This is a genomic window from Pseudomonas fragi (assembly GCF_900105835.1).
Taxonomy (GTDB): domain Bacteria; phylum Pseudomonadota; class Gammaproteobacteria; order Pseudomonadales; family Pseudomonadaceae; genus Aquipseudomonas; species Aquipseudomonas fragi.
Genome location: NZ_LT629783.1, coordinates 2,972,962 through 2,993,915, shown reverse-complemented (window position 1 = coordinate 2,993,915; position 20,954 = coordinate 2,972,962). Strand labels below are relative to the sequence as shown.

The 20,954-nt window shown below is 60.6% G+C and carries 20 protein-coding genes and 1 tRNA gene; 10 read left to right on the top strand and 11 right to left on the bottom strand.

What is annotated here, in order from left to right; genetic code table 11:
• Positions 1-115: 115 nt before the first annotated feature.
• From BLU25_RS13605 to BLU25_RS13595, 3 genes are all read right to left on the bottom strand, one after another.
• Positions 116-2,554, bottom strand: a complete 2,439-nt coding sequence (locus BLU25_RS13605; RefSeq protein ID WP_016783073.1) for a TonB-dependent siderophore receptor — start codon at positions 2,552-2,554, stop codon at positions 116-118.
• A gap of 112 nt (positions 2,555-2,666) precedes the next feature.
• Positions 2,667-3,614, bottom strand: a complete 948-nt coding sequence (locus BLU25_RS13600) for a FecR domain-containing protein (protein WP_016783074.1) — start codon at positions 3,612-3,614, stop codon at positions 2,667-2,669.
• Positions 3,614-4,114: a sigma-70 family RNA polymerase sigma factor gene (locus BLU25_RS13595; protein WP_016783075.1), complete on the bottom strand. Its 501-nt coding sequence runs from the start codon at positions 4,112-4,114 to the stop codon at positions 3,614-3,616. Before BLU25_RS13595 ends, BLU25_RS13600 begins: the two co-directional genes overlap by 1 nt.
• A 243-nt stretch (positions 4,115-4,357) precedes the next feature.
• Between BLU25_RS13595 and BLU25_RS23975 the strand changes: the two genes are divergently transcribed.
• Together BLU25_RS23975 and BLU25_RS13585 are read left to right on the top strand one after the other, a co-directional pair.
• Entirely contained in the window at positions 4,358-4,555 is a 198-nt protein-coding gene (locus BLU25_RS23975) for a type II toxin-antitoxin system HicA family toxin (protein ID WP_081481088.1), read from the top strand.
• A complete protein-coding gene (locus BLU25_RS13585; protein WP_016783077.1) occupies positions 4,552-4,962 on the top strand; it encodes a type II toxin-antitoxin system HicB family antitoxin in 411 nt (136 codons plus the stop codon). The genes BLU25_RS23975 and BLU25_RS13585 overlap by 4 nt, the downstream gene beginning before the upstream one ends.
• A gap of 99 nt (positions 4,963-5,061) precedes the next feature.
• Here BLU25_RS13585 and BLU25_RS13580 read toward each other — a convergent pair.
• Both BLU25_RS13580 and BLU25_RS13575 read right to left on the bottom strand, forming a co-directional pair.
• A tRNA-Thr gene (locus BLU25_RS13580) sits at positions 5,062-5,137 on the bottom strand.
• Positions 5,138-5,198: 61 nt separating this feature from the next.
• Positions 5,199-6,125, bottom strand: coding sequence for a LysR substrate-binding domain-containing protein (locus BLU25_RS13575; protein WP_016783078.1), 927 nt, complete (start codon positions 6,123-6,125; stop codon positions 5,199-5,201).
• A gap of 75 nt (positions 6,126-6,200) precedes the next feature.
• Between BLU25_RS13575 and BLU25_RS13570 the strand changes: the two genes are divergently transcribed.
• From BLU25_RS13570 to BLU25_RS13545, 6 genes are all read left to right on the top strand, one after another.
• Positions 6,201-7,283 carry a tartrate dehydrogenase gene (locus BLU25_RS13570; protein ID WP_016783079.1) on the top strand — a complete coding sequence of 361 codons (1,083 nt, stop codon included), beginning with the start codon at positions 6,201-6,203 and terminating at the stop codon, positions 7,281-7,283.
• Between the two features lie 297 nt (positions 7,284-7,580).
• Positions 7,581-9,218, top strand: coding sequence for a BCCT family transporter (locus BLU25_RS13565; RefSeq protein ID WP_016783080.1), 1,638 nt, complete (start codon positions 7,581-7,583; stop codon positions 9,216-9,218).
• 174 nt (positions 9,219-9,392) lie between these two features.
• Complete coding sequence (locus BLU25_RS13560; RefSeq protein ID WP_016783081.1) at positions 9,393-10,514, top strand: aromatic ring-hydroxylating oxygenase subunit alpha; 1,122 nt, start codon at positions 9,393-9,395, stop codon at positions 10,512-10,514.
• A 58-nt stretch (positions 10,515-10,572) separates the two neighbouring features.
• A complete protein-coding gene (locus BLU25_RS13555; protein WP_016783082.1) occupies positions 10,573-12,021 on the top strand; it encodes an NAD-dependent succinate-semialdehyde dehydrogenase in 1,449 nt (482 codons plus the stop codon).
• Positions 12,022-12,090: 69 nt separating this feature from the next.
• Positions 12,091-13,059, top strand: coding sequence for a PDR/VanB family oxidoreductase (locus BLU25_RS13550; RefSeq protein ID WP_016783083.1), 969 nt, complete (start codon positions 12,091-12,093; stop codon positions 13,057-13,059).
• An 85-nt stretch (positions 13,060-13,144) separates the two neighbouring features.
• Positions 13,145-14,227, top strand: a complete 1,083-nt coding sequence (locus BLU25_RS13545) for a PAS domain-containing protein (protein ID WP_016783084.1) — start codon at positions 13,145-13,147, stop codon at positions 14,225-14,227.
• A gap of 126 nt (positions 14,228-14,353) precedes the next feature.
• Here the strand turns inward: BLU25_RS13545 and BLU25_RS13540 are convergent, their stop codons facing one another.
• On the bottom strand, positions 14,354-15,718 hold the full coding sequence (locus BLU25_RS13540; RefSeq protein WP_083369683.1) for a heavy metal sensor histidine kinase: 1,365 nt from the start codon (positions 15,716-15,718) through the stop codon (positions 14,354-14,356).
• Positions 15,711-16,385, bottom strand: a complete 675-nt coding sequence (locus BLU25_RS13535) for a heavy metal response regulator transcription factor (RefSeq protein ID WP_016783086.1) — start codon at positions 16,383-16,385, stop codon at positions 15,711-15,713. Before BLU25_RS13535 ends, BLU25_RS13540 begins: the two co-directional genes overlap by 8 nt.
• Before the next feature lie 135 nt (positions 16,386-16,520).
• On the opposite strand from BLU25_RS13535, the gene BLU25_RS13530 reads away from it, so the two are divergent.
• Positions 16,521-17,000 carry a GlcG/HbpS family heme-binding protein gene (locus BLU25_RS13530; RefSeq protein ID WP_083369682.1) on the top strand — a complete coding sequence of 160 codons (480 nt, stop codon included), beginning with the start codon at positions 16,521-16,523 and terminating at the stop codon, positions 16,998-17,000.
• 27 nt (positions 17,001-17,027) lie between these two features.
• Positions 17,028-17,438 carry a hydroxyisourate hydrolase gene (uraH, locus tag BLU25_RS13525; protein WP_016783089.1) on the top strand — a complete coding sequence of 137 codons (411 nt, stop codon included), beginning with the start codon at positions 17,028-17,030 and terminating at the stop codon, positions 17,436-17,438.
• Between the two features lie 122 nt (positions 17,439-17,560).
• Here uraH and BLU25_RS13520 read toward each other — a convergent pair whose 3' ends face one another.
• The 4 genes from BLU25_RS13520 to BLU25_RS13505 are packed head-to-tail and all read right to left on the bottom strand — an operon-like array spanning position 17,561 to position 20,944.
• Positions 17,561-18,769, bottom strand: a complete 1,209-nt coding sequence (locus tag BLU25_RS13520) for a methyltransferase (RefSeq protein WP_016783090.1) — start codon at positions 18,767-18,769, stop codon at positions 17,561-17,563.
• Positions 18,750-19,439 (bottom strand): ABC transporter permease, encoded by a 690-nt coding sequence (locus tag BLU25_RS13515; protein WP_016783091.1) that lies wholly within the window; start codon positions 19,437-19,439, stop codon positions 18,750-18,752. The genes BLU25_RS13520 and BLU25_RS13515 overlap by 20 nt, the downstream gene beginning before the upstream one ends.
• Positions 19,439-20,131 carry an ABC transporter permease gene (locus BLU25_RS13510; protein WP_029611681.1) on the bottom strand — a complete coding sequence of 231 codons (693 nt, stop codon included), beginning with the start codon at positions 20,129-20,131 and terminating at the stop codon, positions 19,439-19,441. Before BLU25_RS13510 ends, BLU25_RS13515 begins: the two co-directional genes overlap by 1 nt.
• Before the next feature lie 57 nt (positions 20,132-20,188).
• On the bottom strand, positions 20,189-20,944 hold the full coding sequence (locus BLU25_RS13505) for an ABC transporter substrate-binding protein (RefSeq protein ID WP_016783093.1): 756 nt from the start codon (positions 20,942-20,944) through the stop codon (positions 20,189-20,191).
• Between the last annotated feature and the right edge of the window lie 10 nt (positions 20,945-20,954).

The window sequence follows — 20,954 nt, the reverse complement described above, 5'->3', positions numbered from 1 at the left end:
GGTCACATCTGCGAGGGCTGACAAAGGATGGTTTTTCACGGTACAGATGATGTGGGGTCATCTGTCGGGGGATTTGCGGGAACGAGCAGGCTCGCTCCCGCAATAGCGGCTGCGGTCAGAAATCCCAGCGGGTGGTCAGCATAAAGTTGCGCGGCTCGCCGTAAATCGCCGAGTTATAGAAGCCGATGTTGGTGTAGTAGTACTTGTCGAACACGTTGTTGACGTTGAGCGTGGTCGACAGGTTTTCCGTGAACTGGTAACGGGTCATCAAGTCCACCACCCAGTAGGGTTTTTGCGAGAAGTCTTCGTACCGGTCCTTGGGGCTGTTGTACATCTCCTGCCAGGACGTGCTCTGCCAGCGTGCGCCACCGCCCACCGAGACTTTGTTCAGATCGCCCTTGAGTTTGTAGATGGTGTAGAAGCTCAGTTGATCTTCGGGCTCGAAGGTCGAGATTTTCTTGCCGGTATCATCGCGCACCACCTTGTGCGTGTACCCCGCCTGCAGGCTCCAGCCCGGGCTCAGCTCACCGGAAATTTCCAGCTCGTAGCCCTTGGTTTTCGCGGCGGTGCCCTTGAAGGCGTAGTTGGGCGGGGTGGGTTGCAGGTTGTTCCAGGCGTCGTCGGGGATGGGCCGGTTGCTTTCCTTGACCTCGAAGTACGCCAGGCTGGCGTTCAGGCGGCCATCGAAAAATTCGCTCTTGAGGCCGATTTCATAGTTTTCGCCCTCGTCCGGGTCAATCAGCTTGCTGTTGCGGTCGAGGTTGTAGAACTCCTGCGGCATAAACACGTCGGTGTAGCTGGCGTAGGCAGTGAGGTAGTCGGTCAGGTCATAGGTGATGCCGGCGTAGGGAATCAGGCGCCCCGATTCACGATAGGTATTGGTGGTACCGGTCAGGGTGTAGTCGACCACCCGGCCACCCAGAAACACTTTCAAATCATCAGTGACATTCAGGCGGGTCGTGGCGTACATGCCGGTCTGGCGCACGGTGTCGTCGTTGATTTGTGATGCATTGCCCCAGTCGGGCTTGGCCAGATGCCCGTCCCAGTTGAAGTAATCGACCAGGTTGGGTTGGGCGAAGGTCACGTCCCAGTAGCCTTTGCCTTTCCAGTTGGCGGTGCTGATCGAGCCGCCCAGGACCAGGTCATGCTCACGGCCGAGGAATTCGTAAGGGCCGCTGACATACAGGTCGGCCGCGTCGCTGGTGGTATCGCCCTTGTAGCGCTGAGCGTTGATTTTGGCAGTGCCGTCGGCCGCCGGCTGGTTGAACTGGATGGCACCCAGCTGGGCATCGTAGCCATTGAGCTTGTGATCCAGTTGCAGCTTGGCCACCCAGCCGCTGCCCAGGTCCTGTTCAAGGGTGGCAAAGACGGTGCGGGTGTATTGCTGCCAGCTGCTCCAGTCGGTGGCGTTGCTGAACGAGCGTTTGGCGCTGTTGATCTCGCCCGCGTAGTTGTACAGCGGGAAGCTTCCCGACCAGGTCGAGCCCTGGGGTTTGTTGTCCTGATAATCGGCGCCCACGGTGAGCAGGGTGTCGGGCGTGAGGTCGACTTCGAGGATGCCGTAGAACACCGAGGTCTGGTTGGAATAGCGGTCGATATACGACTGCCTGTCCTGATAGGCCGCTACTGCACGGCCGCGCACATTGCCGCTTTCGGTCAGCGGGCCGCTGACGTCCACTTCAGTGCGATAGCTGTCCCACGAGCCCGCGCCTGTGGTGATATGGCCGTGAAAATCGCTGGTGGGCTTCTTGCGCACCAGGTTGATGGTGCCGCCCAGGGAGCCTGCGCCGCTGAGCAGGCCCGAGGCGCCCTTGAGTACCTCGATGCGGTCATAGATCGCCATGTCGCTCAGGGTGTTGCCCGCCGAATAGGCAACGTTACGCACGGCAGAAGGAATGCCGTCGTACTGGAAGTTGTTGATCGAGAAACCGCGCGAGTAGTAGTTGGTGCGGTCGGTGTCATAGGCCGAGACGGTAATGCCCGGGGTATGGCGCATCACGTCGTCGACATTGTCGAGGGCGAAGTCATCCATGTGCTGGCGGGTGACCACGCTGATCGACTGGGGTGTTTCGCGGGGTGTCAGCACCAGGCGGGTAGCGGTGGCAATGGCGCCCGGGGTGTAGGAACCGGTACCTTCGGTGACGGTGCCCAGCTGGTTGGTGATCACCTGGGTGGCCCCCAGCTCCAGAGCATCTGCAGTGCCGCTGGCGACCAGTACATAACCGCCATTGCTCTGGCGCTCAGCTTGCAAGCCGCTGTTGGCGAGCAGGCGGTCCAGGCCTTCCTCGATGCTGTATGAACCTTCGAGCCCGGCGGTAGTTAGATTGCGGGCCTGTTCAGTGTCGAACGAAATGGTAACCCCCGCTTGCACGCCGAACTGGGTGAGGGCGCTGCCTAGAGGACCTGCGCCAATGCGATACACCGTCTGGCTTTGCGCCGACGCCTCGGTGGGCATCAGGGCAAAACCGTAGAGGCTGGCGAGGGACGCGCCCAATACCGCCAGGCGCACAGCGCGGGTTAATTGAGTGGTGGCAATGCGGCGAAGCGGGGGCATTGGGTGATCCTTGCGTTGTCATGGCAGAAATTCGCTGTGATCGCGACTTATGTCATTGACGGATGAGAATCAAAATCAGCAAGGTTAAAGGCCAAAGCATTTGCCCCTGCACTCAGGCCGGCTCGATGCTGGCCCAGTAGCGGGTCAGAAAACGCACCTTCACTGGTAGGGTTTTGCTCAGGTTTTCCAGGATTGTTTCAGTGTCATCGATACGAAAAGCCCCGGAGATGCGCAAGTCCGCCACCGCTGTCGCGCAGCGCAGAACCCCCGGGCGATAGCGGCCCAGCGCCTCGACAAAATCGCCCAGGCGCCAGTCGTCCACGCTCAACATGCCTTTTACCCAGGCCGTGGAGGCAAGGGGCAAACGCTCGACCACGCCGATGTCATCGCTGTCGAACGTCACTTGTTGCCCGGCCTCCAGGCGCAGGCACTGGTCGATGTGCCCGTATGGACGAATCTCGACGGCCGATTGCTCCACGCCGACCCGCGTTTGCCCGGGCAACTGCCGGACGCTGAAGCGGGTGCCGAGGGCGCGCACGCTGCCGTCTTCGGTGTGGACGATAAAGGGCCGCTGGCCTGGGTCCCTGGCGGTCTGCACCAGAATTTCGCCACGGTGCAGGCGGATCAGCCGCTGTTTTGCGTCGAAGTGGATATCCAGCGCCGTGTCGGTGTTCAGCTCCAGCTGCGAGCCATCGTCAAGGCGCAGCGAGCGCCGCTCACGGAAACCGGTGCGGTGTTCGGCAAGCATCGAGCGATAGGGCACCTGCCCGGCAGCCAGCCATGTCCCGCTGCCAACGGCCAGCAGCATGCCGAGTATTTTCAGCACGTCTCGGCGCTGGGCCCTGGCGGCATCCAGGCTGCTGAGGGCTGCTTTTGGCGCGATCATCGCCCATTGGCGTTGCAACTTTTCGACCCGGGCCCAGGCTGCGGCGTGTTGTGGGCTGGCTTTGAGCCACGTTTGCCAGGCGCGGGTGCGTGCCTCGTCGGCGCTGCCGTCGTTAAGCTGTACATACCAGGTGGCAGCGGCTTCAAGGGTCTTGAAGTCCAGGGCGGTGGGCATCAACTGTCGACCAGCAACAGGCAGCGGGTCATGGCGCGAATCAAATGATTCTTGACCGTGGTGACCGACACCACAAAGCGCTCAGCGGCGGCCACATAGGTCAAGCCTTCAAGCTGCACGGCCAGGAAAATATCCCGTGTGCGGGGCCCCAGCTCATCGAGCAGGCTGTCGATGGAAACCAGGGTTTCGATAATCGACAGGCGGACTTCGGGGGAAATATCCACAGGCTCGGGCTTGAGGGCCAATGCCTGCAGATAAGCCTGCTCGATGGTGCGGCGGCGCACCTTGTCGATCAACAGCGAACGGGCGATGGCGCTCAGATACCCGCGTGGCTCGCGGATGGGGGCGTCATGGCGTGCGGTCATCACCCGCAGGAACGTGTCCTGGGCCAGGTCGCAGGCATCCGCCGTATTGCCCAGGCGCGCGCGCAACCAGCCCTTTAGCCAACCGTTGTGCTCACTGTAGAGCTGCTGAAGAACTGAATGATCGAGCGCCGACATAAGGATGCGACCAAAATGTAATTGGTAATTGTTCGCATTATTGTGATGGCAGAGTGTTTATGCAAGAGGGTTTTATTGGGAGGGGGGCGGGCAGGGGCAGCACTGCTGGAAATTGATTCGTCCGAGTGCACAGCGTGTAACACAACTCTAAGCCGATCGTGTTTTTCTGTGTGTAGTGTGTGTATTTTTCGGTTGCACCATTTTTCAGTGGTGTGTAGCGTACACACAATGCGTGGTGATCAAATGCGAAGTCGTGAACTTATCGAGTTGCTGATGGCGGATGGGTGGTTTGAGATCGCGGTTAAAGGAAGTCACCATCAGTTCAAGCACCCAGCCAAAGCGGGTCGGGTAACGGTTCCGCATCCCAGGACAGAAATTGCCAAAGGGACGCTGCACAGCATTCTCAAATCCGCAGGTCTCAAAGGAGAGTTACGGTCATGAAATTTCCAGTGGTAATACATAAAGACGCAGATTCCGAATTCAGCGTAACGGTGCCTGATGTGCCGGGCTGTTTTTCTGCAGGGGCCACCTTTTCGCAAGCGCTGGATAACGTGCAGGAAGCATTGGCTTTGCATCTGGAAGGTATTGTTGCGGACGGCGGTGAGCTACCGCAGGGCAAGGACGTGGACGCCCATCTGGAGAATCCGGATTATGTCGGCGGTATATGGGCAATCGTTGACTTTGATTTGACGCCTTATCTCGGCAAGTCGGTTCGGTTCAATGCGTCTTTGCCAGAGAATCTGTTGCAGCGCATCGATGAACGAGTCAGCAGGGACCACCGCTATGCGTCCCGTTCAGGGTTTCTGGCAACAGCGGCATTGCGCGAGCTGAGCGTTCAGAACTTTTGATCGGTTCAAGAGCGTCACCATGTGGTGCTCTTCAGTCTTCTCCAAACCCCGAAAACAAAAAAGGCCCACCTTGCGGTGAGCCTCTTTCGGTATTGCGTATGGTGCCGGCACCAAGAGTCGAACTCGGGACCTACTGATTACAAGTCAGTTGCTCTACCAACTGAGCTATACCGGCGTTATGGGCGACGAGTATACCCGGATGTTTGAGCTTGTAAACCCCTGATAACAGACTATTTTCACGTTTCTGACCGGCGCTCGTCGAAGTACTGGCGCAAGTGCTCGACCGTGACCCGGACTTTGGCCGAATTGGCCAGTGGCGCTGCGTAGACCGCCCAGATATTGGCCTGCTGGCGATAGTCCTGAAGGATATGTACCAACTTGCCGTTTTCCAGGCTTTCGCGCACGTCCCACTGCGAGCGCAGCAGGATGCCACGTCCGTCGATCCCCCATTGGTGCACCACTTCGCCGTGGTTGGCCGACAGCGCGCCGGTAACTTTCACGCTTTCTTCGCCCTGCGGCCCTTGCAGGCGCCACAGCCCGAACGGGTGGTCGCGCTCCTTGATCACCAGGCATTCGTGGCCCGCCAGTTCCGCCAGGGTACGCGGCTCGCCGTGGCGTTGCAGGTACTCCGGGCTGGCGCAGAGCACGCGGGCGTTGTTGGCCAGCAGTTTGGCAATCAGGTTGGGCGCAATGTGGTCGCCGATGCGGATATCCAGGTCGTAGCCTTCTTCGATCAAGTCCACCAGGCGGTCGAACATGTCGAAGCGGATGTCCAGCGCTGGGTAGCGGTGCGACAGTTCTGATAGCGCGGGGCCAACATGGCGACGGCCTAATCCGAAACTGCTGACGACATGCAACTGCCCCCGGGGCTCCTGATGCAGCGCCGACACTTCGTCGCTCATTTGCTCCACGGCATCAAAGATATGCAAGGCCCAGTGGTAGACACGCTCGCCATCATCGGTGACGGCCACGCGACGGGTGGTGCGGTGCAGCAGGCGCACGCCAATGCTTTGCTCCAGCAGTTGGATGCGTTTGCTGACATACGCCGGGGACACCCCCAGCTCGCTGGCCGCGGCGGCAAAACTGGAGCGCCGGGCCACGACCACGAACACGCGCAGGTCGTCGAGATTCGGCAGATTGTTCACGAATCGTGTCTTATCCATCATCAGTTCGCCTGATTATCTTTGTATTGGCGCTTTATATCATGGGCCCACTTCTCCTCATCAAGAGTTCGCCCCATGAGCAAGACATTCAGAATTGCCGCCATCGCCGGTGACGGTATTGGTAACGAAGTACTGCCGGAAGGCCTGCGCGTTGTGGAAGCGGCGGCCAAAAAGTGGAACCTGGACCTGTCGATCGAGATCATCGAGTGGGCCAGTTGCGATTACTACGAGCGTCACGGGCAGATGATGCCGGACAACTGGTTCGAGCAGCTCAAGGGCTTCGACGCCATCTATTTTGGTGCCGTGGGCTGGCCCGAAAAGGTGCCGGATCACATCTCGCTGTGGGGTTCGTTGCTCAAGTTCCGTCGCGACTTCGATCAATATGTGAACATTCGCCCGGTGCGCCTGTTCCCTGGCGTGCCATGCCCGCTGGCGGGGCGTGAGCCCGGCGATATCGACTTTGTGGTGATCCGTGAAAACACCGAAGGTGAATATTCCTCGGTAGGCGGGCGGATGTTTGAAGGCACCGAAAACGAATTGGTCCTGCAAGAATCCGTATTTACCCGACGCGGCGTAGACCGGATTCTCAAGTACGCCTTTGAAGTGGCCAAGGAGCGCCCACGCAAGCACGTCACTTCGGCCACCAAGTCCAACGGTATTTCCATCAGCATGCCGTATTGGGACGAACGCACCGAAGCGATGGCGGCCAACTATCCACAGGTCAGCTGGGACAAGCAGCACATCGACATTCTGTGCGCCCGTTTCGTCCTGCAGCCCAACCGTTTTGATGTGGTAGTGGCCTCCAACCTGTTCGGCGACATTCTCTCCGACCTCGGCCCGGCCTGTGCGGGCACCATCGGCATTGCGCCATCGGCCAACCTCAACCCGGAACGCAACTTCCCGTCACTGTTTGAACCGGTACACGGTTCGGCACCGGATATTTACGGACAAAACATCGCCAACCCGATCGCGATGGTGTGGTCGGGTGCGCTGATGCTGGAATTTTTGGGCAAGGGTGATGAGCGTTATCAGGCCGCCCATGACGGGATCTTGCGTGCCATCGAAAATGTGATTGCCAGTGGTCCGAAAACACCGGATCTGGGTGGCACGGCATCGACTCAGGACGTCGGAAAAGCGATCGCCGCTGCACTGGCGTAACGTTCCGGCCGCGTAAGGCAAAAGCCGCGGAACAGACACTTGCAAGCCCGCTAAACCTCCCGAAAAACGGGGGTTTGGCGGGCTTTTTGGCGTGTTCAAAGATGAGTGGGGTATGGCGAAAATTCCTGCGGATCCAGTTGCAAAAGACCAAATCTCAGGGCATATTGTTAACCGAAAGATATGCGTTAACTGATAGTTAACGTTCGGGTTCAACGGCGTGAAAGGAGTCCTTAACAGCGGTAAGTGCTGACGTAGAACCGTGCAGTAAGAGAAAAAACTCTCTCTCTGGAGACTTAAATGTCCAATAACAATAAAAAAGATGTCTTTTTGATATCAACTAGCCTGATTGCTGTACTGGCCACCGTTGCAGGCCTTGCCTTCTTTCCGCAACAAGCCGAGACCACCGCCAACATGCTGTTCGAGTTGGCCTCCCGTACCTTTGGCACTTCGGTGCAGGTGTTCGTGTTTTGCTGCGCCCTGGTGGTGCTGTACATCGCGTTCAGCAAGTACGGCAACATCCGCCTGGGTAACGGCAAAGCCGAATACCCGACGGTCACCTGGGTGTTCATGTTTATCTGCGCGGGCATGGGCTCGTCGACCCTGTACTGGGGCGTGATGGAGTGGGCGTATTACTACCAGACGCCCGGTCTGAACATTGCCGCAGGCTCGCGAGAAGCGCTGGATTACAGCGTCAGTTATTCGTTCTTCCATTGGGGGATCAGTGCCTGGTCGTTGTACGCCTTGTCGTCTCTGGCGATGGCATATCACTTCCATGTGCGCAAAAAGAGCGGCCTGAGCCTGTCTTCCGTCATCGAAGCCGTCACCGGTTTCAAGGCCCAGGGGCCAGTAGGGCGGATCGTCGACCTGGTGTTTTTGCTGACCATGTTTGGCGCCCTGACCGTATCCCTGGTGCTCACCGCCTCCACCCTGACCCGCGGCCTGTCGGCGCTGACCGGCATGCCGGATACCTTCACCACCCAATTGATGGTGATCGGTGTGGTGGCGGTGGTGTTCTCGCTCAGTTCCTACATCGGTATTGCCAGTGGCATGCAGCGTCTGTCGAAGATGGTGTGTATCGGCGCGCTGGTGTTTGCCGGCGTGGTGCTGCTGGTTGGCCCCACGCAATTCATCATCAACAACACCGCCAATTCCATTGGCCTGATGATGCAGAACTACGTACACATGAGCCTGTTTACCGACCCGCAAGGTGATGGTGCCTTCACCCGCAACTGGACGGTTTTCTACTGGCTGTGGTGGGTTTCCTACGCACCGGGCGTGGCCATGTTTGTGACCCGTGTGTCCAAGGGCCGCAAGATGAAAGAAGTGGTCGCCGCGATGTTGATGGGCGGCAGTTTTGGCTGCTGGTTCTTCTTCGGCACGCTGGAAAGCTACAGCATGCACCAGTTCATGAGCGGGGCCATTGATGTGCCGCGCATCCTGACCGAGCAGGGCGGTGAAACGGCGGTGGAGATGCTGCTCAGTGCGCTGCCGTTCGGCCAGATCTTCCTGGGCGTTTACCTGTTCATCATGGCGGTGTTCTGCGCCTCGCACATGGACGCAGCGGCCTACGCCGTGGCCGCCACCAGTACCCGCAACATGCAGGAAGGCCAGGATCCGTCGCCGACTCACCGGTTGTTCTGGTGCATCGCCCTGACCCTGGTGCCGCTGGCCATGCTGTTTGCCAAGGTCTCGCTGTCGACAATGAAAACCGCCGTGGTGCTGACTGCCATTCCGTTCATGGTGATCCTGCTGACCAAGATCTACGGCTTCCTCAAATGGATGTTCGAGGACTACAGCGCCATGCCGGCTTATCTGATCGAGGAGGAAGCCGTATCTCGCGGTAACGACCTTGATTATGTGGCGGCGTTTGAAGTCGCAGCCCACAGCCCTGCACTCAAGGTCGAGGCGAAAGCGGTACCCGCAGCCCTGAGCTGATTGTTGTTGTGAACCACGCGCAGGCCCCGGCACTCCGGTGCCGGGACCTGAGCGGTTTTTTTTGCATGTCTTGTTAACCAGTGGTTGTCTGTAATTCACTGGTTACATAAAAACAGCCTGAAACAGGGCGACGTGCGGCCTGCCCCGCCCTCTGAATTGCCTGAGAGAGACCAGATGAACACTATCGTGAAATTGCCTGCCGACTTCTGCACCAATGCTGACGAAGCGCACACCATTCCCGCGTCCTACTACACCAATCAGAGCGTGTTCGAGCTGGAGAAGGAAAAGATCTTCGCCAACACCTGGATTTGTGTTGGTCACCGCAGCGAAGTTGCCAATAGCAACGACTACATCACCCGCGAAGTGATCGGCGAAAGCATCATCGTCGTGCGCGGTCGCGACAGTGTGCTGCGCGCGTTCTACAACGTATGCCCGCACCGTGGCCATCAGTTGCTGAGCGGCAGCGGCAAGGCCAAAAACGTGATCACCTGTCCGTACCACGCCTGGACCTTCAAGCTCGATGGCGAACTGGCCCACGCGCGCAACTGCGACAACGTGGTCAATTTCGACAAGGAAAACTCCAGCCTCGTGGCCCTGCGGGTCGAGGAATACGCCGGTTTCATCTACATCAACATGAACAACGAAGCCGGCACCGTGGAAGAGCAACTGCCGGGCCTGCAAGCCCGCCTGCGCGAAGCCTGCCCGGTGGTGGATGACCTGCACCTGGCGGCCCGTTTCGTCAGCGATACGCCGGCCAACTGGAAGTCCATCGTCGACAACTACCTGGAGTGTTACCACTGCGCCCCGGCCCACCCCGGCTTTGCCGATTCGGTGAGCGTCGACGAGTACTGGCACACCCTGCACGGCAACTGGTCGCTGCAATTCGGGCACGCCAAGTCGTCGGAAAAATCCTTCAAGTTCGATGAATCGATCAAAGATCCTTCCTTTAGCGGTTTCTGGGCCTGGCCGTGCACCATGTTCAACGCGCCACCGGGCGGCAACTTCATGACCGTGATCTACGAGTTCCCGGTCAGCGCTGGCGTGACCATGCAGCACTACGACATCTACTTCCTCAACAAGGACATCACCCCCGAGCAGCAGGCGCTGATCGAGTGGTACCGCGACGTGTTCCGCCCCGAAGACCTGCGTCTGGTCGAGAGCGTGCAGCGCGGCCTGCAATCGCGTGGTTATCGCGGCCAGGGCCGGATCATGGCCGACCGCACCCGCAGCGGCATGAGCGAGCACGGCATTGCGCACTTCCACAACCTGATCGCCGTCGCCCATCTGGACGACTGATCCCGATCACGCCGCAGTGTGCCTGCGGCGTTTTACCCCATAAAGAGGAGTGTCCTGCGTGCAGCTCAACGACCCCCAATTGTTTCGCCAACAGGCTTTTATCGATGGAGCCTGGGTGAATGCCGACAGCCGGCAAACCGTAGATGTCACCAACCCGGCCCAGGGCCAGTTGCTCGGCAATGTGCCGCTTATGGGTGGCAGCGAAGCGATTCGCGCCATCGAAGCCGCCGACGCCGCGTTGCCCGCCTGGCGCGAGCGCACGGCCAAGGACCGCGCACAGATCTTGCGCCGCTGGTTCGAGCTGATCCTGCAACACGAAGACGATCTGGCGCAGCTTATGACCCTGGAACAGGGCAAGCCGCTGCATGAAGCCGTGGGCGAGATTCGCTACGCCGCATCGTTTATCGAGTGGTTTGCCGAAGAGGGCAAGCGCATTTATGGCGACGTGATTCCATCGCCGTCTACCGACAAGCGCCTGCTGGTGATCAAGCAGGGCATCGGTGTCTGCGCTGCTATTACGCCGTGGAATTTCCCGGCGGCGATGATCACCCGCAAGGTCGCGCCGGCGCTGGCAGCCGGTTGCACTATTGTGGTCAAGCCGGCCAACGAAACACCGTTTTCGGCCCTGGCCCTGGCGGAACTGGCCCAGCGTGCAGGCATCCCGGCCGGTGTGCTGAATATTGTGACGGGCGATGCCCAGGCCATTGGCGCGCAGCTGACCGGCCACCCGCTGGTGCGCAAACTGAGCTTTACCGGCTCGACCCCGGTGGGTCGCCTGCTGATGAGCCAGTGCGCCGAGAGCATCAAGAAAGTCTCGCTGGAGCTGGGCGGCAACGCGCCGTTTATCGTGTTCGCCGACGCGGATATCGAGGCCGCCGTTGAGGGGGCCATCGCCGCCAAATATCGCAACGCCGGGCAAACCTGCGTGTGCGTCAACCGCTTCTATGTGCATGACGCGGTCTATGACCAGTTTGCCAGTAAATTCGCCGCCAAAGTCGCGCAGCTGAAGGTTGGCCATGGCAATGAAACCGGTGCGCAAATCGGCCCGCTGATCAGCCTCAAGGCCGTGGAAAAAGTGCGCCTGCTGATCGACGACGCCGTGAGCAAGGGCGCGACCCTGTTGCTGGGCGGCGGCGTGCACGCGCTGGGCGAGCAGTTCTTCGAACCCACCGTTCTGGGTGATATCCGCAAAGGCATGTTGCTGCTGGACGAGGAAATCTTCGGCCCGGTTGCGCCCCTGGTGCGCTTCCACAGCGACGCTGAAGTCGTGGCCCTGGCCAACGACACGTTGTACGGCCTGGCGGCCTACTTCTACAGCCGTGATATCGGCCACGTGTGGCACATCGCCGAGCAACTGGAATACGGCATGGTCGGCGTCAATACCGGGCTGATTTCCAACGAAGTCGCGCCGTTTGGCGGGGTCAAGCAATCCGGTCTGGGCCGCGAAGGTTCCAAATACGGGATCGAAGATTACCTGCAACTGAAATACCTGTGCCTGGCGGTCTGAGCCGACCGCACCGGGTCATGAATCAGGCGGTACGCGAGTGCCGCCCTTTAGCGCAGTAGAGGTTTTGCGATGGCCAACACATATCAAATGCTTGCCGCCCGTGTGATCGGGGTGGAGCAGGTGACGCCGCTGATCAAACGTTTCACCCTGGTACGTCAGGACGGCAAATTGCTGCCGGATTTCACCGGTGGCAGCCACATCATCGTGCAGATGAAAGACGCCGACGGCCGTCAGCACAGCAATGCCTATTCATTGATGAGCGACCCGCGCCAGACTGCCAGTTACCAGATTGGCGTGCGCCTTGAGGAGCAATCCAAAGGCGGCTCGGCCTTCATGCACCAGCAGGTCGAAGTCGGCACCGAGCTGATGATTTCCACACCCAACAACCTGTTTGCCATCGACCCCAAGGCCGGCCGGCATGTGTTGATTGCTGGTGGCATCGGCATTACCCCGTTCCTGTCGCAGGTTTATGAACTGCGCGACAGCGGCGCCGACTACCAGCTGCACTATGCCTTCCGCAGCCCCGAGCACGGTGCGTTCCAGGATGAACTCAGCGCCGGACCTCATGCCGACCGTACTCGGCTGTATGCCGACAGCCTGGGGCAGTCACTGAACCTGGTCGAACTGATGGGCGCGCTGGCCAGCGATGCGCACGTCTATGTCTGTGGCCCCAAACCGTTGATCGATGCGGTGATCGCCACCGGCAAGCAGTTGGGCCTGGCCGATGATCGCGTGCATTGGGAACAGTTCGCCGCCGCGCCCGTGACCGGCGGCGCTTTTACGCTGGTATTGGCCAAGTCCGGCCAGGAGCTGCGCGTCGAAGCAGGCATGAGCATTCTCAAGGCCATCGAAAAAGCCAATGTCGACGTTGAATGCCTGTGCCGCGAAGGCGTGTGTGGCACCTGCGAGACGCGCATCCTTGAGGGCGAAGCGGCGCACAATGATCAATATTTGAGCGATGACGAAAAGGCCGCCCAGCAAACCATGATGATCTGCGTGTCCCGTGCCCGGGGCGAGCGGCTGGTGCTGGACTTGTAATGCGCTTGGCGTGATCGCGCCGGGGGGCGACAGGGGTGTGTGTATAATCGCGACGCCCTGCGCCTTGCGTGATCACGGACTTGTCATGACTGAAGATAGCTTTGCCTTTCGCCTGAAGGAGCTGCTCGAACACCACAAAATGACCTTGCAAGCGGTCGGCACTGCCTTGGGCATTTCCCGTACGGCGGTGCATAAATGGACCCGTGGTGGCGAAATCGACTACAGCAATCTGCGCAAACTGGCTGACCTGTTCAAGGTCAACTGGGTGTGGCTGCGCTATGGCGAACAGGCGGTGCAGGACCTGCAGGGGGCGGCCTCGGTGGAGCTGCCGATGACCGATGTGCGCCGCAAGTACATCGCCGACATCATGGAAAGCGAAGCACGCATGACCCTGGCGCAAGAGAACGCCGGGATCGTGACGTGGGAGTGGAACCTGATCACCGACGAGGTGTTCTACTCGGCCAACGTCGAGCGGGTGTACGGCTGGCAGGTCAACAGCAACGACGATTTCTGGCCCCATGTACTGCCTGAAGACAAGGTGGTCATGAATGCGCTCTACGACGAGTGCTTCGCCAACAACACGCCCTATGAATACGACTTCCGGATATTTCGCCCCGATGGCGAGATGCGCTGGATTTCGTCGCGGGCCATGCCGCTGAACGACAGCGCCGGGCGCCCGGTGAAAATGATCGGCATCAGCATGGACAACACCGCCCGTAAAACCGCCGAACAAGCCTTGCGCAAAAGCGAAGAAGCCTTCCGCGCGCTGTTCGAACTGGCCTGCGGCGCCATTGCCTATGTGGACCTGGACGGCAGCTGGCGTCGGGTCAACGACAGCCTGTGCCAGTTGCTCGGTTACAGCGAGCAGGAGCTGCGCCAGCTGACCTTCCAGGACCTTACCCACCCCGATGACCTGCAGGCCAACCTGGAGCAGTTGCAGCTATTGCTCGAGGGCAAGATCAGCAACTACGACCTGGAAAAGCGCCTGCGCTGCAAGGACGGGCATTTTATCTGGACCCATGTGCGCACCTCGTTGCAGCGCAACTCCCAGGACGACAGCCCCGAGCACCTGATCAGCGTGATCGACGACATCACTCGCGAACGCGCCGAACGCCAGGCCTTGCTGGCGCGCATCGAAGAGCTGGAACGTTTGCTTCAGGGGGTATGACTTTGCTCATGTGGGAGCGGGCTTGCTCGCGATGGGATCGCTGTGGTTTACCTGACAGACCGCAGCGCCTGAATCGCGAGCAAGCCCGCTCCCACAACAAGCCCGCTCCCACAGGGGCGTGGGGATTTAGAGGGCAAACCCCAGCTCAAACAGGGTGCCGCTGTCATTGCTGATCACCCGCACCTGCCCGCCATGCAATTGCATGATCGACTGCACGATCGCCAGCCCCAGACCGCCCGAATCCCCCGGCTGGGCCCGCGACGGGTCGACCCGGTAAAAGCGGTCGAACAGCCTGTCGATATGCTGCGGGTCAATCGGCTGGCCGAGGTTGTGCACGCCGATCCAGCACATTCCCGCCTCATCGTGCCGCTGCAGGCTCACGGTTGAACCCGCCCGGGCATGGCGCACGGCATTGGCCAGCAGGTTGCCCAGTGCCCGTTGCAGCAGTTGCTGATCCACCGTTAACGGCCCGCGCAGCTGATTTTCCAGCAGCAAGCCGCGATCCTCGGCCAGCGCCTCGAAGTAATCACACAGCCCGTCACCCACTTCGCCAAGGTCCAGGGTTTGCAGCTGCAACGGGCGCTGCCCGTGCTCGGCACGGGCGAGGAACATCAGGTTTTCAGCCATGCGGTTGAGCCGTTCATATTCCTCGATATTCGATGCCAGAACCTCCTGGTACTCAGCCGCGCTGCGTTGCTGGTTCAGGGCCAGGCTGTTGCTGCCCAGCAGGTTGTGCAGCGGCGTGCGGATTTCATGGGCCAGGTCGGCGGAAAACTGCGACAGCCGGGCAAAGCTGTCTTCCAGCCGCGCGAGCATGGCGTTGAGGGCCAGCACCGGCTCCTTGAGCTCGCTGGGCATGGTTTCGGTGGGCATACGCCGGTCAAGGCTGCGCGGGTCGATATGGCGCATGGCCTGGGCCAGTTCGCGCAGCGGCGTGAGGCCACGGCGCAACAGCAGCAAGCCCAGGCCGAAGGCCAGCAAGGTGCCCAGCCCGGCGGCCATGTACAAGCGCATGCGGTAACTGGCGAGCATTTGCTCACGCTCATCCAGGCGCTTGCCTACGGTCACGCTGAGGATTTCATTGGCCGGGCCACGGGCCATGCCGGCGAGCAATACGGTCGCGTCCACGGTCTTGATATCGGCGCGCTGCGGCGCCCGGTCCTGGGCGATGGGTGGCAAGTCCGGCAAGGCTTGTTGGTGGGGGTTGATGGCGATGAGCGGGCTGCCATCGGCACGCTTGACCAGCAGCACGCTGTCCAGGTTGCCGAGCATGTTCTGGTACAGGCGTGGGCGCTCTTGCAGGGCTTCGAGGCTGTCACTGTCATGCAGCAGGGCGCGCACTTGTTCAAGGCGCCCGAGCAGGGCCTGATCGTCGCGAAAGGTCAATTCTGCAGCCAGTGAGCGGTACAGGAACACCCCCACCGCACTCAGCACCAGCGCACAGGTCAGGGCAATCGCCAGCGCCAGACGCCAGGCGATGGATTTACTCATCGGGCGCTTCCAGTTGATAACCCACACCGCGCACGGTGTGGATCAGCTTGGGCATGTAGGGGTCGTCGATCTTGGCCCGCAGGCGGCGCACGGCGACTTCGACCATATTGGTGTCACTGTCGAAATTGAGGTTCCACACCTGCGAAGCGATCAGGGTACGGGACAGCACTTCGCCCTGGCGGCTGGCCAGCAGTTGCAGCAGGGCGAATTCCTTGTTGGTCAGGCTGATGCGCTGGCCACCCCGGCTGACGCGGCGGCGCAGCACGTCGATTTCAAGATCGGCGATGGCATACGACTCGGCCTCGCGCAGGGGGCCGCGGCGCAGCAAGGTGCGGACCCGGGCGAGCAACTCGGCAAAGGCGAAGGGTTTGAGCAGGTAGTCGTCGGCGCCCAGCTCCAGGCCGCGCACGCGGTCTTCGATGGCGTCCCTGGCGGTCAGGAACAGTACTGGCGTGGCGCCGCGCTGGCGAATCAGTTGCAGCAATTGCCAGCCATTGAGCCCCGGCAGCATGACGTCGAGGATGATCAGGTCGTATTCCTGCTGCTCGATAAAGTAACGCCCGTCCAGGCCGTTCAGCGCCACATCCACGGCAAACCCGGACTCCCTGAGGCCCTTGGCCAGGAAGTCGGCCGTCTTGGCTTCGTCTTCAACCACTAACAAACGCATCGCACACCTCGATCAATCGTCTGCACAGGCTAGGCGCCTTCGGCGGTGTTGCCTATTACAAACTTGTAATGCAACTGACGGGGTTCTGACGAAGGTCGCAGGTTACGGTGGCCCCATTCGTACAGGAGCTTGCCCATGATGCTGAAAACCTTGTTGCTGTGGACTGCCGTTGGCGTTGCCGGCGCGGCCCAGGCGGCGCCGAATCTGGCGCGCCATGCCGATCTGGACCTGGCCACCGCCCGCCAGTTGGCCGACGCGACCCTCAAGCACTGCACCGGGGCGCTGAGCGTGCTCGACCGCGGTGGCAACGTGCTGATGGCGCAGCGCCCGGAAGGCGTTGGCCCGCACAACCTGCTGGCGAGCCAGCGCAAGGCCTATACCGCGCTGTCGACCAAAACCCCGACCCGCCTGTTTGCCGAGCGTGCGCGTAACAACCCCGAGGCCGCCAATCTCAACTCCATCGCCGAGCTGTTGCTGTTGGGCGGCGGTGTGCCGTTATTCGCCGAAGGGGAACTGGTGGGCGCGCTGGGCGTGGCCGGGGCGGGCGGTGCTGAGCAGGACGAAGCCTGCGCGATCAAGGCTGCCGGGCAAGTTGGCCTGACCATTCAACATTGATTACTTTTTAACCACTGAGGAATATCCATGAAATCGTTGCGAATCACCCTGGCGGCGTTGAGTCTGAGTGCGGTGTCGAGCCTGGCAATGGCGGCGGGTAACCCGTTGAGCGTGCATGTGCTCAACCTGGAAAATGGTCTGCCGTCCCCGGGCGTCAACGTGACCCTGGAAAAACACGTAGGCAAAGACTGGCAGCCGCTGGCCCAGGGCGTGACCAATGAACAGGGACGTATCGGCGAACTGTTCCCGGGCAAGCAGGCGTTTGAAGCGGGGGAGTACCGGGTGGTGTTCAAGACCGGCGAGTACTTCAAGAAGGTGGGCCGCGATACGTTTTTCCCGGAAATTCCGGTGATTTTTGAAGTGAAGAATGTGGATCAGCATTACCACATCCCGTTGTTGCTCAGCCCTTATGGGTTCTCGACGTATCGCGGTTCGTAGGCCTGCAAAAACCTGTGTGGGAGCGGGCTTGCTCGCGATTCAGGCGCTGCGGTTTTTCAGGTAAACCACGGCGATCCCATCGCGGGCAAGCCCGCTCCCACAACAAGCCTGCTCTCACAGAGTTATCCACAGCGCTGCGCAAGCACCATCAAGTTGCGCGGCGTCAGCTGGCTGTCGCAAAACTCGCCGACCTGTACCTCGTAGCCGTTTTCTTGCAGGTACAGCGCCCGGTCGAGCACCAACCACAGCTCCAGCGGGCGGCGAAACAGGCCGCGCACCAACTCCAGGTTGCGCACCTGCGCCAAGCGCTCCCGGCCTGCCGCTTCCAGTGCTGGCCAGTCTTCGTCGCCGCTTGTGGATAAGTTCTTCAGCGTCGCCAACCCCTCGCAATACTCGGCAAACGGTTTGCCCAGCCAGGCACTCGGCAGCGAGGGTGTGGATAAGTATTCGTCGCACTGACGATGCTGGCGTTGCCACAAATCAAAACCCAAACGCCGTGCCATCGACTCGTCGCGCTGGCGCCGCACGCGGCTGCCGGCGGTCACGGTTTCGCTCATGGGCAGGCTCAGGTCTTCCAGTGACAACTGCAGGTGCGAAGCCTTGGCCACTGTGGATAACGCTTGATAGTGCGTCGCGCTGATGCGGTTGTAGCAGCAGGGTGACACGGCAAGTTGTCCACAGCCTGCCGCCGTGGCCAACTGCAGCAGGCGCACATGCAGATCGCCGCAGGCGTGCAGCGCCACGGGGGTCATGTGGGCGGTGAGCTGCATGGCCGTGTCGGGGGCGAGTACGTCCTGTTGCACATGCCGGGCGGGCAAGTGATGGCGCTGGCTCAGTTGCTCCCCGGCCTCGATCAGGGCCGGGTCGTATTCCAGGCACGTCAGCTGCTGGTCGGTGCTCAACAACCGTCGCCCCAGATGGCCTTTGCCCGAGCACCAGTCCAGCCAGTGGGCGGGCTTTTGCGCAAAGCTCAGGCTTTGGGCGAAGGCTTCGATCTGTTGCCATTTGCGCCCCGGTACATCCACCTGCAAGCGCGGGTTGGCGGGTGCAAGGGCGTGGGTGGGCAAGCGCTCGACCCGGCTCAGGGCGAGTGAGGTCGCCGCCAGTTCAGGGAATGGCGCAGGGGCGGGCAAGAGTTGGGGATGGTTGTGGCTGGCTTCGGCGTCTTGCAGCGAACGCTGGCGCAACCACTGCGCCAGTTCGGGGTGTTGCGCTTCCCACGGCAGGTTCAGGTGAGTGAAGGGCCGTGGGCGCCAGAGGTGCTGGTGGTCGTGCAGAAACCTGTCCAGCGCCTCGAAGCGGGCCAGCAGGTCAGCGGCCCTGGCAGGCATCGACGCGCAACCAGCGCTCCAGCAGTTTGAAGCCCTGGATCAGCACAAACGACATGATCAGGTAAATGGCCCCGGCAGCCAGGAACATATCCACTGTCTGGTAGTTGCGCGCAATGATGGTGCGGGTCATGCCGGTCAGTTCCAGCAGGGTCACGGTACTTGCCAGCGAGCTGGCCTTGAGCATCAGGATCACTTCGTTGCTGTAGGCCGGCAGGCCGATGCGCGCCGCGCGAGGCAGGACGATATGCACCAGGGTCTTGAAGCGCGACATGCCCAGCGCCCGTGCCGCCTCGATCTCACCCGGCGGGATGGCCTGAATCGCACCGCGCAGGATCTCGGCGATATAGGCGGCGGTGTGCAGGGTCATGGTGATGATCGCGCACCAGAACGGGCTGCGCAGGTACGGCCACAACGCGCTTTCACGCACCACATCGAACTGCGCCAGGCCGTAATAGACCAAAAACAGCTGGATCAGCAGTGGCGTGCCACGGAAGAAAAAGATGTAGGCGTAAGGCAGCGAACGCACATACCAGAGCTTGGACGAGCGGGCGATGCCCAGCGGGATGGCCACGATCAGACCGGCGATCACCGAGATGGCGGTCAGCTCCAGGGTCAGGGTTGCGCCCTGCATCAGCTTGGGCAGCCACTTGAGGATTACTTCCCACTCCATTACGTCCTCCTCACGAAGCCGCGCGCTGCGCGTTTTTCAAGCACGTGCATGGTGCCCATGGCCAGTACGGTCAGACCCAGGTACATCACGGCTGCCACCATGTAGAAGGTGAACGGGTGTTTGGCGAAGGTCACGGCGTTTTGCGCCTGACGCATGATTTCTTCAAGGCCGATAACCGACACCAGTGCGGTGTCTTTCATCAGGATCATGAACAGGTTGCCCAGGCCGGGCAGGGCGATGCGCCACATTTGCGGCAGCACCAGCTTGGTGAAGATCCGTGGTTTGGACAGGCCCAGTGCCATGCCCGCTTCGCGGTGGCCCTTGGGGATGGCCAGGATGGCACCACGGAATACTTCGGTGGCATAGGCACCAAAGCACAGGCCCAAGGCGAGCACACCCGCGGCAAAGGCGCTGAGGGTGAGGTCGGGCATGCCGATGTATTCGCCGATGGCGCGCACCAGATTCACGCTGCCGAAGTAGATCAGCAACACCCAGAGCAGTTCGGGCACGCCACGAACCAGGGTCGAATAGGCGCCGCCCAACCATCTAAGCGGTTTGAAGGGGGACGTCTTGGCCAAGGCACCGAGCAATCCGAGCACCAGGCCCAGACACAGCGCAGTGAGTGCCAGTTTGACGGTCATCAGCGCGCCAGCGGCAAGCGCCGGGCCGAATCCGTATAAATCGATAGTCATGGGGTAGGCAGGCTTTGCTAGGGACCGGCGCGCCCGCAGGCGCACCGGTCAGGCAGGTCAGTAGATGCTGAACGGGAAGTACTTGTCGTTGATCTTCTTGTACGTGCCGTCTTCAACGATTTGCTTGAGGGCCAGGTTCAGCTTGGCGCGCAGTTCGTTGTCGCCCTTGCGCAGGGCAATACCGACCTTGTCGTCTTCGTTGACCGGCTCACCCTTGAACTCGTATGCCTGGCCAGCCGGGCTTTTCAGCCAGTCGTAGTTGGCATACTTGTCAGCCAGCAGCGCATCTACGCGGCCCGACGTCAGGTCGAGGTAGGCGTTTTCCTGGGTGTCGTACAGGGAGATGGTAGCGTCAGTGCCCAGGTTGTCATCCAGCCAGGTTGCGGCCTGGGTCGAACGCTGGGTGCCCAGGGCCTTGCCCTTGAGGGACGCGAGGTCGGTTTTGAAGTCGACTTTTTTCGGCGCAATGAACTGCTGCTTGTTGGAGTAGTACGGGTCGGTGAAGTCCACCGCCTGCTTGCGCTCGTCAGTGATCGACAGCGACGACACGATGAAGTCGTACTTTTTGGCGTTCAGGGCCGGGATGATGCCGTCCCAGTCCGAGGTGACGATTTCACACTCGGCTTTCATCTTGGCGCACAGGGCCATGGCGATGTCCGGGTCGAAGCCGACGACTTCACCACTGGCGTTCTTGTTGTTGAACGGTGGGTAAGCCCCTTCAATACCGACTTTGTACTTGTCTACAGCCAGGGCGTTGGCGCTGAAAACCAGTGTGGCGGCAGCGGCCATGAGAAGCTTTTTATAGGTCTGCATTCGTGTTGCT